The organism is Enterocloster clostridioformis, from assembly GCF_020297485.1.
GTDB lineage: Bacteria > Bacillota > Clostridia > Lachnospirales > Lachnospiraceae > Enterocloster > Enterocloster clostridioformis.
In genome coordinates, this window is record NZ_JAIWZC010000001.1 from 4,648,080 (window position 1) to 4,662,196 (window position 14,117).

Genomic DNA, 14,117 nt, shown 5'->3' on the forward strand with positions numbered 1-14,117 from the left:
GGTATCGAAATAGGCAGCGAAAGGGAGTGTCACACAATGGCATGAAATTATTTGGATTTTGTGCCGGGGGTGATGCTCCTGTTTTATTGCAGACCTTGTTACTTTGTACCTTAATTCATTTATTTTCAGCTATAGGATATTTTGGCGGTTTATGGGAAATTAATGGTTCAATCCGCAATGAGACAAATCCGGCAGGATACGCTTGGGAAGCCATTGCACTAAATTGTGCCGCAGCAGGGAAATTGACTATAAAAATACCTCTATAAGCAGATTTTGGTTATTTGCCTTGTCTGCTTAAGAGGTATCATATTAGTTCCAGTGCTATTTTCTATGTAAATCACTTATTGTGCCTTACCCGCCGGATCTTCCGCCTGAACCGGATCCTTTGGAAACACCTGATTAAGGATGATTGCGAGCAGGGATGTCAGTATAACGCTGTTCTCCTCCAGCATTGCGGCGATTCCCGCGGGGAACTGGGCGCTGGCGCCTTTGCAGAACTGGGTGCCCAGGCCAAACGCCAGGGATACGCCGATAATCAGGCAGTTCCGGTTGGAGTAGCCGGCCTTGGCAAGGAGCTTCATGCCGGAGGTGGCAATCATTGCAAATACAACCACGGTACCGCCGCCAATCACGCAGTTGGGAATGGTGGACAGCACAGCGCCTACCTTGGGACAGAGACCGGCCAGGAACAGGATTCCGCAGCCAACCAGAATTACAAAACGGGAGCACACTTTTGTCAATGCCACGATGCCGGAGTTCTGGCTGTAAGTGGCTGTGGGGAAGCTGTTAAGCACAGCTGAAATAATGGAGGTGATTACGTTTGCAGTGGCTCCGCCTCCGATTTCATCCGGGGTGGGTTCACGGTCCAGTCCGCCCATGCAGGATACGTTGAAATCTCCTATCATCTGTACGGCAACGATGAAATAAAGCAGAACAAACATCAGGGTATATCCCAAATCAAATTTTACGCCAAACGCAAATGGCTTTGGAACGGCAAACCAGGCCGCTTCTCCGATGCCTGAGAAACTTACCAGTCCCAGAATGACAGATAAAATGTAGCCTGCCGTCATACCGATAAGAATAGCCGCAACCTTGGGAAGGCCCTTGCCCAACACATTGAATCCCAGTACGACCAGCACCACGAAAACGCCGACGGCCCAGTTGATGGGGGCTCCGAAATCCGGCGATGATGTACCGCCCGCAATATTGCCGATGGCAAGATTAAAGATGGAAACACCTACGGTCATGACAATGGTTCCCGTCACCACAGGAGGGAAGAAGGATGACATTTTTTTAAGGAGTGTTCCGTAGCTGACCGCAATGACGCCCGCCGCAATCTGGGCGCCGAAGATATAGGGAATTCCTTTGCTGCCGGCAATGGAAAGACAGGCCGGCAGGAATACATATGTAAGTCCCATCATGCAGGGAAGGCCGGAGCCAATCTGTATGCTGCCGATTCGTATGGGATAGAGCTGGATTGCGGTTGAGATGCCAGCTCCCAGCATGCAGCACTGGAGCAGCATGTTGGCGTCCTGAACAGACAGGCTGGCTGCGGACGCTACTAAAATCATAGGAACGATGTTCCCTACAAACATGGCCAGTACATGCTGCAGGCCTAAAGGCACTGCCTCCTTCATACCGGGCCTGCCGTCAAGCTGGAATTTTGAAGTGCTGGTTGATGTGTTCTTTTGTGACATTGTTGTTTTCCCTCCTGATTTTCTTTGATATTTAAAAACGCTTTCATGAAAGCTTCAACACTTTGTGAAAGGTTGCCAGGGAAAATTGTGAATATTGACGGAAAATTAAAATGGATACCCGGAAAAAGCAGCATGTAAAATAAGTCTCCACATGGTTTTCTGCCAAATCCTTATCGGGTCCCGCTTGCGTTTTTACCTTCCTCCTGCTAAGATATTAGTACTACGTAATGAAGTTTTATGCGATGGAGGTCGTCTGGGCATATGGCAAGTATCAGGGATGTGGCAAAAAAAGCGGGTGTAGGGGTGGGGACTGTTTCCCGGGCCCTTAACGGGACAGGCTATGTTGCGGAGGATACCAGGGCAAAAATCCTTGCAATCGCTGAGAAACTGGACTATCAGCCAAATGAGCTGGCCAGGAACCTGTTCCGGAACAGGACGGGAATCATTGGAATCGTGGTCCCTGATATGGAAAATCCATTTTTCAGCAAGCTGCTGAAACACATGGAAATCCAGCTCTATAAGAACGGGTATAAGGCCATGATCTGCAATACCATTGAGATAAGCAACCGTGAGCAGGACTTTATTGACATGCTGCGCCAGAATGTAATGGACGGAATCATCACCGGCGCCCATTCCCTCCAGGATTACGCGTACTTGAACCTGAACAAGCCGGTGGTTGCCATGGACCGGAATCTGGGACCGGGTATTCCCATGATACACTCGGACCACAAGGCGGGAGGCAGGATGGCGGCCCGGCTTCTTTTGGATGCGGGCTGCAGGAACGTGCTGAACTTTGGCGGTTCCTTCCGCGTTCATACGCCTTCCAATGACAGGCATCAGGAATTTAAGCAGGTCATGGAGGAAAATGGGGCATCTGTGAAAACCATTGAGATGGCCTGGAATATGATGGAATATGATTACTATTGCCGTATCATGGAACAGTACATGGATATTTACCGGGATATTGACGGGGTGTTCACTACGGATATAGGAGCCCTCTACTGCCTTAACATAGCAAACCAGAGAGGCGTGAAGGTTCCGGAGAAACTCCATATCGTTGGTTATGACGCAGTTGACATGACCCGGCTGTTTACCCCCAAGCTTACCAGCATAGCGCAGGATATACCGGGACTGGCAGCGGCCTGTGTGGATACCATGATGGATCTGTTGGATGGTAAAAAAGTAGAGATGGAACAAATTCTGCCTGTTTCCATACAAAAAGGTGGAACGGTATAAAACGTTCCATAAAGAACACAGAGGATGCCTGAGAACGACAAATACAGTAATTGGAAAAAGAATAAAAATAGTGCACAATATATAGAGCAAAAAACTGTGTATTGTGCACTATTTTTGCGCGTTTTTACAAAAAGATATTGACATACTAATCTAATAGTACTATAGTGTGAACGTGGAACGGGTTCCATATAGGAAAAATAGACACAGACAGGATAAGGGGAGGTGATGTGGATGTTGGAATTTGACAGCGGGGAATACGAATCCATCTGCATATTTGCTGAAAAATCAGATGACAGGGATGGCTGGATCTGCCTGGAAGGACCCGGAGGAAAGGAACAGCAGGTTCACATGAATGACGACTGGTACCGCCTGGTACAGCTGGCCCTTCCCCAGAACGGTACATACCGCATCAGGCATAAAGGGGTTGGTCTCATCCAGATGTATCTGAGCGGAGGACCGGATTTGATGGAGCGGGGGATAAGGTTCCTGGACCCGGACAGCGGTGATGAAATGGAACTGGGAAAATGGTATGATACTCCTGTAAGGGAGCAGTATCATTTTAATCCTTTTATGAACTGGGTAAATGATCCCAATGGGCTCTGCTGGTTCAAGGGATATTATCATCTGTTCTACCAGTCCAATCCCTTTGGGCAGGAATGGAATGACATGTACTGGGGCCATGCGGTGAGCCGGGATTTGCTGCATTGGACACATATGCCCTATGTCCTGGAACCTCAGCCCGGCCCGTGGAGGGATAAGGAACACAAGGGAGGGGATTTTTCGGGAAGCGCCCAGGTGGAAGGGGAACAGATGCATCTGTATCTGACCCGGCACCACGGTCCGCAGGAGGACGGTGAGGAAACCAGGGAATGGCAGACAGAGGCCGTGTGCAGGGACGGCATCCATGTGGAAAAGGAGCGCCCATGCATCACTGAAAGACCGGAAGGAGCATCCTTTGATTTCAGGGACCCCAAGGTACAACGGGCGGAAAGTGGCTCTTTAAAGGTCCTCTCTTACAGGAGCACGAGCCGGGAATCAGGACCTTTGAGTGTCCGGACTTTTTTGAATTGGATGGGAAATATGTGGCCGCAGGCGCATGGATGTGCCACCGCGATGAGGCCGGCCGGTATCAGATGACGCGATGCTATACCGGCACCTTTGACGGGGGCAGGTTTAAGACAGAATACCAGCAGTGGTATGATTTTGGGAGCAACTTCTATGCTGTGCAGAGCTTTGAACACAGTGGCAGAAGGATTGCCATAGGGTGGATTTCTGATTTTTACGGTGAACACCGCGTTAAGCCGGGAGGAGCCTGCGGCAGTTTTTCCCTTCCAAGGGAACTGCACATGGAGCATGGCAGGCTGTTCACGGAACCGGTAAAGGAATGTTACGGACTGCTGAAGGACCGTATATTCGCGGTGTCAGGACAGAGTGAAAATGATGGCTGCGGGCAGGAAGGGAATTTGACCGGAAATTCAACAGGAAATTCGCCTGGAAATCGGGCGGATAATCAGGCGGCAGCCCCGGAGATTCAAGGAGAGCATATCCCGCCTGTGCATGTTCCGGGCAACTCGTTTTTTGTAAAAATCAAACTTGGCGATGACCAGGATTTCCTTGTGACCCTTGCAAGGGAGGGAAATGACGCCCTGTATCTGGAGCGGAAAAAGGAGTGACAAGCCTGGTATCCACCAGGAAGGAAGTGAAAGAGATTTGCTTTCCGTCTGATGTCGGCGGAGTCCGCTATGTGGAGATTTTTATGGACCGGAGGGTGGCGGAGGTTTACTTAAACCACGGCGAGGCCGCGGGCACCAAGCTGTTTTACCAGGACAGCACAGAGGGGCATCTGGAGGCGGATTTTTCGGCCGGAAGTCTGAATCGTTTGGAGGTATGGACCATGGAGTCCATCTGGAGCCATAAATCATGAAGAGAGGGAGATTGGTTATGAAGAATAAGAAATTGGCATGTATGACACTGGCAGTGGTTTTGGCGGCATCCGCACTGAGCGGCTGCGGCGGCAGTTCCAAATCAGGGGGAGGCAGGACCAACAGCGACGGGGCTAAGATGGTGACCATCTGGAGTCCCACGGATGAACCGGCCATTGAAGCATGGTGGGTTGAAAAAATCAATGCGTTTAATGAAGAACACAAGGGAGAAATCGAGCTTAAGAGGGAGGCCATCGTGAGGGCGGATTCCTATGCCTACGAGGATAAAATCAACGCGGCCGTGACAAGCAACGACCTGCCTGACATTCTGTTTTTGTATCGCCGCTCCTGTGGATGATTGCCGCGTCCCTGAAACCGGAGGCTCAGATATTCTCCGACATGAGCACCATCAGGACGTTCTGGCCCACAGCGGCTACCCTTGGGAATTATGTTGAGGTGTTTACCAGGGTGAATATGATGAAATTCATCCTCAACAGCTTGTTCTATGTGTTTGTCATTGTTATCCTGGACCTGGCGGTCAATTCTGTCTGCGGGTATGCCCTGGCAAAATTCGATTTCCCCGGAAAGGAGCTGCTGCTGACAGTGGTCATCAGCCTTATGGTGCTTCCCATGGAGGCTATCATGCTGCCCCTTTACAAGGAGGTTGCCAGCCTTGGCTGGGTGAATACCTGGGCCGGACTGATTGTTCCCTTTGTGGGGAAATGCTTCTCTATCTACATGTTCCGTCAGTTCTTCTTAGACATTCCCGATGACCTGCTGGAAGCGGCGGCCATAGACGGCTGCGGCCCAATCAAAACATTTTTTATCATTGTAATGCCTATCTCAGGCACGGTGTACGCCACCATATTCATTCTGGACTTCGTGGCCCACTGGAATGATTTCATGTGGCCCATGCTGGTGGTCACAGGGGAGGACATGAGGACAATCCAGCTGGCCATCCAGACGTTCTTTGGCTCAAAGCCAATACACTATGGAGCAATTATGGCGTCCCTGACCATATCGGCAATCCCCATGCTGCTGATGTTCGTATTTCTTCAGAAATATTACGTGGAAGGTATTGCATCCACTGGCATAAAGGGATAGAAAAGAGCTGGCATTGGAGAGGAGCCTGCTTCATACATTTTTTCCAATCTTTCCCTAATGGCTTTCCAAATATTATGTGTTATTATAGTTTTGTAACAGAAATGTAATAATTATGTAACACATAAGGAGGTAACCATGAGAAAGATATCCATGTACACATTGTCCGCAGCCGCAGCCATGCTTGTTTCCACAGCAATACCGGTGACATCACTGGCAGCCGTATCTACATATCATATTCCTTTTGCCAATGGAAGCGCATATGTGATTGGAGTGGGAGGACAGAACTGCTTTCCCGGTAATATAGGCCAGAATGGGAATTGGGGCCAGAACGGCGGCTGGGGCCAGAATAATAACGGGAACCAGAATAACGGGTGGGGCGCAGGCCCGGTGCTGCCGGATAACCCGGGCACGGCTCCCGAAGCTCCGGAGGATACGTTTCCCGGTGAACCGGATAACGGCGGCAGCCAGGACGCATATGCGGATGCAGTGGTTGAACTGGTAAATGCGGAGAGGGCAAAGGCAGGTCTTAGTCCACTGTCTGTCCACGAAGGCGTGGCAGAGGCAGCCAATACAAGAGCGCATGAAATCAAGAATACATTTTCACATACCAGACCTGACGGCAGCAGCTTCAGTACAGTCCTGACACAGGCCGGAATCAGCTACAGAAGTGTTGGGGAGAACATTGCCTATGGACAGAGCTCGCCTGAGGCCGTGATGCAGAGCTGGATGAACAGCTCAGGCCACAGGGCAAATATTCTGAACCGTGATTTTACTTCCATTGGGGTAGGACATTATAAGGATGCCAGCGGAACCGATTATTGGACACAGCTGTTTATAAAGTAAGATAGAAGAAGATAGCCAGCCAGGCCGGAGGTGATCCGGCCGGCTGGTGTTTTTTATAGGGCGTGGAATAACGCCATACAGACCCTATGGAACAGCGCCGTGCGTTCCCAATATCTCTCAGGGTGATTTCTCACGCGGATCATCCTGGCTGCATATTTTCTTAAAGGCCCCGTCATGGAATTGTCAATAAATATAAAAAAAGAAATAAAATATATTAAAATATATGCATAAATTAATTGAATAAATTAAAATGCACAATATAATGCAAATTATGCATAAAAAAATAAAAATAAATAATGGATTGACAGGCACAATGTTCAATGCTATATTATTTAACAAGGGAAGAGATAAACCGCTCCACTTAAGCAATTTTTATTTTTTTAAACATTTGATAAACCGTTCTACTAAACCGTTCCACCTACGCGCGTTTTGCGAAAAGACCATGTTTTTTGAGCAGGAAGTGTGGTAATATTGGTTTAATATCATAATTCATGAGGTGAGGGTATGAAGAACGCAACAATATCTGATGTAGCAAAGCTTTCCGGGGTTTCCAAGTCCACTGTTTCAAATTATCTGAATGGAAATTTCGAGAGAATGTCTGACGAGACAAAAAAGAAGATAAAAAATGCAATTGATGAATTGGGGTATACACCAAGCTTGAGCGCCCGCAGGCTGTCGTCTAAAAACCACAGCAAGACAGTTTGTTTAGCCATTCCCAGAAACATTTCACGTTTAAATGATACCATGTATTACCCGGTCATATTCTCGGCTCTTGGCGAAGAAGCAAAGAAATTTGATTATAATACTCTGATTTATTCCATGGATTCAGATGATATCAATAAAGACACAGAGTATTTAAAGAGCCTGTCGTCGTCTCTGGTAGACGGCATACTGCTGTATGACCTGGAAGAAGACAGTCTGGCCTTCAGGGAGTTTGAGAGGGCAGGCATCCCGTATGTCTGTGTGGGTAAGATACGCAGCGTTGAGAATTACAATTATGTGGCGTCTGACCATGGCAAAGCGATGAAGGATGCCCTGGAGTATTTTTATAACCTGGAGCACAAAAAAGTGGCCATTATCACGGAGGGAAAATCCAACAGCGTGGTACAGACTGTGAGAAGTATGGCTTTTAATGAATTTATGTCCGAAATGAAAGACGAGAGATTGGACTATTCTTATATCAGAATCAATCAGAATGAATCATCATCCGATATCAAACTGCTGTTCAATGAACTGCTCAATCCTGCAAACCGTCCAACGGCAGTGGGAATCACCAGCTGTTTTATGAGCCAATTCATGGATGTGGTAAAGGGATATGGAATCAGGATACCGGAAGACCTGTCTGTAATGATTCTTGAGTATTATAAGAATTCCAATGTAGATGACGAGTATCAGGATTTTACCTGTGTGGAATCCAAGGCTGAGAAGGTGACGAGAATCGCCATGAGGAAGCTTGTAAAGCTGATTGACAGCGGAAAGCCTTTTGAGTCGGAACTGGTTGGTTTGAAGGTGTGTGTGAAAAACTCAACTTCAAAGCCTAAAAAACAAGGAGGCAGGAAGTTATGAAGAAAAGATATACAAAAATAGTATCTCTTGTACTTGGATTTGGATTAGCAGCATCCATGGTTACGGGATGTTCTGTGAAATCATCAGAAAATGTGGTTACAACAGCAGCGCCCACCACTGCTGAGGCTGAGACATCCGCATCAGCCGAATCAGGAGACAGCGCCGTGGAACAGAAGAAGATGGTGTTCTGGGATAAGTCAGAGTATGTTGAGGGCTATAACACCATGATGAAGGCCAAGGCAGATGAATTTGCCAGCGGGAATCATGTGGATGTGGATTATGTGGTCATACCGGCTGCTGATATGAAGCAAAAGCTGATGGCTGCCATTGAGGCAGGCAATGCCCCTGATCTGATTGTGGGCGATGATACGCTGGTTGGGCAGTTTGTTTCCATGCAGCAGATAGCGGAGTGCTCAGATATATTTGAGGCCGTGGATTTTACGGAGAATTCAAAAATACTGGGAACGTTCAACGGTAAGCCTTATCTTGTGCCTCTGGCATTTACAGCGCCCGGCATGTACTTAAGGATGGACCAGTGGGAGAAGACAGGGATGGATATTCCCACAACCTGGGAAGAACTGAAGGAAGGCGCCAAACTGATGAATGATCCGGCTAACGGCTTCTATGGCCTCGGATTTGCCATGGGTGCGTCCGGCGGAGGAGACGCCGAGGGATTTTGCAGGACCATTATACTGGACTGGGGAGGAATCCCGGTAGACGAAAACGGAAAGGTCACGGTCAATTCTCCTGAAACACTGGAGGCACTTAAATTTATTGCAAGCTTATATGAAGAGGGCCTGATTCCTCCTGATGCGATTACGGGCGACGACAGCTGGAACAACAACGCTTACCTGGCCGGTACTGTGGGTGTCATCACAAATTCAGGTTCCGTGGTATCCAGCATGAAAGAGGAGAAGCCGGAGCTTCTCGCCAACACACAGATCATTGCATATCCCGCAGGGCCTGCAGGGGAGGCGTTCACCCTGGGCGGAGCCAATGTATTCGGAATATTTGAGACAGGTAAAAATACAGATGTCGCAAAAGATTTTGTTAAATACTATTTTGAGGACCTGGATAATTATAATGCCATGATTGAGGCTATGGGAGCTATGTGGCAGCCGGTGGTGAACGGAGTGGATGACACAGATTTCTGGAAGGACCCGGTCAATGCAGGATGGCTTGCCAACTCTAAGAATACATATAAGACCTATTATCCGGCACCGTCAGATGAAAGGGCTACGGTATCCTTTACAAACCAGCTTTGCGTTAAGGCCGTACAGGAAATAGTTGTTAACAGGGCTGATCCGCAGGAGGCGCTGGACCATCTGGAGGCAGAATTCAATAAGATTTATAACTAGTATAACTCAATTTTAATAAGTTTACATTATTATCCTGAAAACCAAGGGAAACGTGCGCCCAAAGCACGGACACGTAAGCCAAGAAATCAGATTACTACCAATGCTTAAATTGTAAGCTTATTTAAATCGAGTTATACTAGTAATGAAATTGGCATGACAGGGGGATAAGATGGCAGGAAAAAAATCAGAAAAAAGGAAGTATTCGCATTCCCGGCAGCTGCTAGATAAGCGTCTCGGGCTTCTGTTGATGGTGCCAATTGCTGCCGTGATATTTGGCATTACCGGAATCCCGTTTATAAGGGCATTGTACTTAAGCTTTACAAACAAAGTGGTAGGGGTACCGGAACGGTTTATTGGGTTTGATAACTACCTGGCTCTTTTTGGGGATAAGATTTACTGGAAGTCCCTTTACAATACGATTATCTATACAGTGGGATGTATTACGGCGAAACTGGCGCTGGGACTTCTGCTGGCAGTTATCCTGAACCAGAAGTTCAGGGGAAAGGCATTTTTCAGGACTGCGCTTCTCATTCCCTGGGCATTGCCCGGAATGGTGGCCGCCACTACCTGGAGATGGATGTATGACAGCACTTATGGCATTATCAACAGCCTGCTGCTGAAAGCCGGGCTTATAAGCCTTCCGATCCCGTGGCTGAGTGACCCTGATATCACGCTGTTAAGCACCATGATTGTGAATGTGTGGAGAGGCGTCCCATTCTTCATGTTCAGTCTCCTGGGAGCGCTGCAGACTCTGGACGGACAGATTTTTGAAGCCGCCTATGTAGACGGAGCAGGTATGTTTAAGCGTTTCTGGTATATAACGCTTCCGGGAATCTCAAGCGTTTTGGGCATTTCCACACTTTTGTCCACCATATGGACCTTTAATGATTTTGAGAATGTATTTTTAATCACTGGAGGTGGACCGATTTACTCCTCCAGTGTAATCTCCACTTACACTTATGACCTGGCATTTATACAGAATTCCTTTGGCAGGGCTCTCTCGGTGGCAGTGTCGGTGATACCGCTTATGGTCATACTGATTCTGGTATCCCAGAAGGTGATTAGTGGGGACGGAATTGAATAGGGAAGGAGATGGACCGGATGGTAATGAAGAAACGCAGCCGGGTCATGCGGACCACAGCCACGTATGGGATTTTAATCATTGCACTTTTATGGACAATCTTTCCCATTTACTGGATGATAAAATCATCCCTTACTCTAAACGAGGAAATGTATGTGGCAAGACCGCCGTTATTTTCCAATGTAATAACCTTTGATCATTATATTGATTTGATTTATAACACCTCTTTTATGCACAATGTATGGAACAGCTTTGTGATAGCAGCCATTACTGCAATCATATGCCTGGCAATCGGTATACTCGGCTCGTATGCAATGACACGGCTTAAGTATCCGGGAAGATCATTTTTCAGGAACAGTATTATTATTTCATACCTTATGCCTACGGCAGTGCTGTTCGTACCAATGTATGTGTTTGTAAGCAGCCTGGGGTTTTACGATAACAAATATGCGCTTTTAATCATATATCCTACATTTGTAGTACCCTATTGCTGTTATATGCTTATAAGTTATTTTAAGGCGATTCCGTACGCGCTGGAGGAGGCGGCGCTTATAGACGGCTGCAATCGTCTGCAGACGCTGTGGTATATCATTATGCCAATTGCCCTTCCCGGAATTGCGGTGGTGGCCACCTTTGCATTTACCATGGCGTGGAATGAATATTTGTACGCCATGATTATGACAACCAGCAATGTGCAGAAAACGGCCACGGTAGCCATATCAGGCTTCAAGTATGCTGATTCCGCTATATGGGGAAGAATCATGAGCGCTTCGGTGGTCTGTTCACTGCCGGTAACGTTACTCTATATCGCTGCGCAGAGTATGCTCATATCGGGCAAATATGAAGGAAGTGTTAAGTAAAACGTGAGAATAAAAGAGAGGAAACAGGAATGGAAGATAGAGACGATATGCTTATGAATCATGTGAATACCAATTCCAGACCAAGTGACTTAAAGATTACAGACATAAGGGTAACTGATATCGTAGGGGCTCCCATGCATTGTATTCTGGTAAAGGTTTATACAAACCAGGGGCTGGTGGGCTATGGAGAAGTCAGGGACGGCGGTTCCAGAAATTATGTACTGGCTCTTAAAAGCCGTCTCATAGGCGAGAATCCCTGCAATATTGATAAACTATTCCGCAGGATTAAACAGTTCGGAGGCCCTGCCAGACAGGGCGGAGGCGTATGCGGCATAGAGCTTGCCCTCTGGGACCTGGCAGGAAAAGCATATGGAGTACCGGTATATCAAATGCTGGGAGGTAAGTTCAGAGACCGTATCAGAATGTACTGTGACACGGATATTGAGGGAAAGCATACCGGCAAGGAAATGGGAGAAGCCCTTAAGAAGAGAATGGATAAGGGATTTACCTTCCTGAAAATGGATTTGGGAATCGATCTTCTGTACGATATTCCGGGCGCTTTGTGCGCGCCATTGGGGATGATAGGGGATTTAAACCAGTCGTCCAGGACATATGAGGCTATCAGCCGCAATCTGACACCAAAAAAGAGAAGCTTAAGGAACCGGATGTATGACATGCAGAATATTCCCCATCCGTTTACGGGGGTCCAGGTAACGGAATATGGTTATGATATTCTGGAGCAGTATGTAAAGGATGTAAGAAGTGTGATTGGGTATGAAATCCCTCTGGCCATTGACCACTTCGGGCATATAGGAGTAGAATCCTGTATCAGGCTGGCCAGAAGGATTGAGAAGTACAATATCGCATGGATGGAGGACCTGATACCCTGGCAGTTAACAGACCAGTATGTGAGACTTAAGAATTCCACCACAGTGCCGATTTGTACAGGTGAAGACATATACCTGAAGGAGAATTTCCGTCCGCTTCTGGAACGGGGAGGCGTATCAGTCATCCATCCGGATATACTGACCAGCGGAGGAATACTGGAGAACAAGAAAATCGGAGACATGGCACAGGAATACGGAGTCGCCATGGCAGTACATATGGCGGAAAGCCCTATCGCCTGCATGGCGGCGGTCCACAGTATCGCGGCCACTGAGAACTTCCTGGCTTTGGAGTTCCATTCGGTGGATGTTCCATGGTGGTCTGACCTGGTAACCGGATTGCCAAAACCAATCGTAGACAATGGATATATAACAGTGCCTGATGCGCCAGGTCTTGGGATTGAAAACCTGGAGGATGATGTGATGCGTGAACATCTTCATCCCGACTATACGGATATGTGGGCAGATACAGCAGATTGGGACAATGATTATTCACATGACCGCACCTGGTCGTAATGGGAGAGGGAAAATATGATTTATTATACAAGGGATCAGATTATAGAATTGACCAGCCGCTGGAAGGGAGAGCGTTTTGAAGACGGAAGGCCCCGTGTACCTGACTATCTTCTGGAAAAATTGCGGACCATGACAATTGAGGAGATATGGCTGCCTTTATTTCTTAAGGATTACAAGTTCCAGTTTGAGGGGGAAATGAAGAAGCTGCACGATGAACTGAAACTGGCAGGGAGGGCTGTAACGGCGGTTTTTATGCCTACAAGGCCTGATTTGATGGAAGCTGTCAGGATGGAAGGGGATGCCAGAGGATATAAGGGTACTTGTAACCAATGGGTGGTAGACCATCTGCAGGAGGGTGATGTTGTGGTTGCCGATATGTTTGACAAGGTTTGGAACGGCACATTTGTAGGCGGGAATCTGACCACAGCCATCAATGTCAGGACCAAGACAGGGGGCGCTGTTATATGGGGAGGCGTGCGCGATATTGAACAGATGCAAAAGATTGACACCCAGGTTTATTACAGGGGAACAGACCCCACCCCCATCAGGGAATGCCTGATGACATCTTATAACGGACCTGCAAAGATTGGAAAGGCAGTCTGCATGCCCGGCGATATTGTCATGGGCACCACCAGCGGTATCCTGTTCATCCCGGCCTATCTTGTGGAGGAGCTGGTCAACAGCGCTGAAAAATCACATGCCAAGGACATATTTGGTTTTGCCATGCTGGAACAGGGAATATATACTGCGGCTGAAATAGACAGCACGGTCTGGCCTGAGGAAATGGTAGACAAAATGATAAATTTTATTGAACATGATTCGTCCTGCGAGAAGTACAGGGGACTGGACTGGTCCTTGGAAATAGATGCTGCCGGAGGAAACCAGGAAGCGGTGGATGAATTGATGAAGGGGTATCTTGTATAATGGATATCTGATATGGCGTGAATGGAAAGGCATTCCGGTGTTATTCATTGATACCGGATGCCAAAAAATTATTTATCTTGCGCAGGAATCCTGAACCAGCGTCTCCACCGCGTCATCCCCTTTTTT

General features: G+C 47.6%; 11 protein-coding genes and 3 pseudogenes. 13 read left to right on the top strand and 1 reads right to left on the bottom strand.

Annotated features, from left to right (window positions below):
- The first annotated feature begins 41 nt into the window (after window positions 1-41).
- The gene (locus LA360_RS23245; RefSeq protein WP_138262570.1) at window positions 42-266 is read left to right on the top strand and encodes a hypothetical protein; all 225 of its coding nucleotides are present in this window, start codon (window positions 42-44) and stop codon (window positions 264-266) included.
- 75 nt (window positions 267-341) lie between these two features.
- On the opposite strand, the gene LA360_RS23250 is transcribed toward LA360_RS23245, so the two are convergent.
- Window positions 342-1,697: a uracil-xanthine permease family protein gene (locus tag LA360_RS23250; RefSeq protein ID WP_022201026.1), complete on the bottom strand. Its 1,356-nt coding sequence runs from the start codon at window positions 1,695-1,697 to the stop codon at window positions 342-344.
- A gap of 261 nt (window positions 1,698-1,958) precedes the next feature.
- On the opposite strand from LA360_RS23250, the gene LA360_RS23255 reads away from it, so the two are divergent.
- From LA360_RS23255 to LA360_RS23305, 12 genes and pseudogenes are all read left to right on the top strand, one after another.
- The gene (locus LA360_RS23255; RefSeq protein ID WP_022201027.1) at window positions 1,959-2,933 is read left to right on the top strand and encodes a LacI family DNA-binding transcriptional regulator; all 975 of its coding nucleotides are present in this window, start codon (window positions 1,959-1,961) and stop codon (window positions 2,931-2,933) included.
- Window positions 2,934-3,164: 231 nt separating this feature from the next.
- A pseudogene (locus tag LA360_RS23260) lies at window positions 3,165-4,366 on the top strand (glycoside hydrolase family 32 protein); the annotation flags it as partial.
- A 236-nt stretch (window positions 4,367-4,602) separates the two neighbouring features.
- A complete protein-coding gene (locus tag LA360_RS32000; RefSeq protein ID WP_330411370.1) occupies window positions 4,603-4,857 on the top strand; it encodes a GH32 C-terminal domain-containing protein in 255 nt (84 codons plus the stop codon).
- Between the two features lie 17 nt (window positions 4,858-4,874).
- Window positions 4,875-5,192 (top strand): annotated as a pseudogene (locus tag LA360_RS23265) (ABC transporter substrate-binding protein); the annotation flags it as partial.
- A pseudogene (locus tag LA360_RS23270) lies at window positions 5,186-5,959 on the top strand (carbohydrate ABC transporter permease); the annotation flags it as partial. The pseudogenes LA360_RS23265 and LA360_RS23270, both read left to right, overlap by 7 nt.
- Before the next feature lie 135 nt (window positions 5,960-6,094).
- A complete protein-coding gene (locus LA360_RS23275; RefSeq protein ID WP_022201032.1) occupies window positions 6,095-6,802 on the top strand; it encodes a CAP domain-containing protein in 708 nt (235 codons plus the stop codon).
- 504 nt (window positions 6,803-7,306) lie between these two features.
- On the top strand, window positions 7,307-8,368 hold the full coding sequence (locus tag LA360_RS23280) for a LacI family DNA-binding transcriptional regulator (RefSeq protein ID WP_022201033.1): 1,062 nt from the start codon (window positions 7,307-7,309) through the stop codon (window positions 8,366-8,368).
- Window positions 8,365-9,726 carry an ABC transporter substrate-binding protein gene (locus LA360_RS23285; RefSeq protein ID WP_057572433.1) on the top strand — a complete coding sequence of 454 codons (1,362 nt, stop codon included), beginning with the start codon at window positions 8,365-8,367 and terminating at the stop codon, window positions 9,724-9,726. The genes LA360_RS23280 and LA360_RS23285 overlap by 4 nt, the downstream gene beginning before the upstream one ends.
- 169 nt (window positions 9,727-9,895) lie before the next feature.
- Entirely contained in the window at window positions 9,896-10,810 is a 915-nt protein-coding gene (locus tag LA360_RS23290) for a carbohydrate ABC transporter permease (protein WP_022201035.1), read from the top strand.
- Window positions 10,811-10,827: 17 nt separating this feature from the next.
- Entirely contained in the window at window positions 10,828-11,667 is an 840-nt protein-coding gene (locus LA360_RS23295) for a carbohydrate ABC transporter permease (protein ID WP_022201036.1), read from the top strand.
- 29 nt (window positions 11,668-11,696) lie between these two features.
- Window positions 11,697-13,067 carry a mandelate racemase/muconate lactonizing enzyme family protein gene (locus LA360_RS23300; protein ID WP_022201037.1) on the top strand — a complete coding sequence of 457 codons (1,371 nt, stop codon included), beginning with the start codon at window positions 11,697-11,699 and terminating at the stop codon, window positions 13,065-13,067.
- A gap of 15 nt (window positions 13,068-13,082) precedes the next feature.
- Window positions 13,083-13,991: an RraA family protein gene (locus tag LA360_RS23305; RefSeq protein WP_022201038.1), complete on the top strand. Its 909-nt coding sequence runs from the start codon at window positions 13,083-13,085 to the stop codon at window positions 13,989-13,991.
- Window positions 13,992-14,117 lie beyond the last annotated feature (126 nt).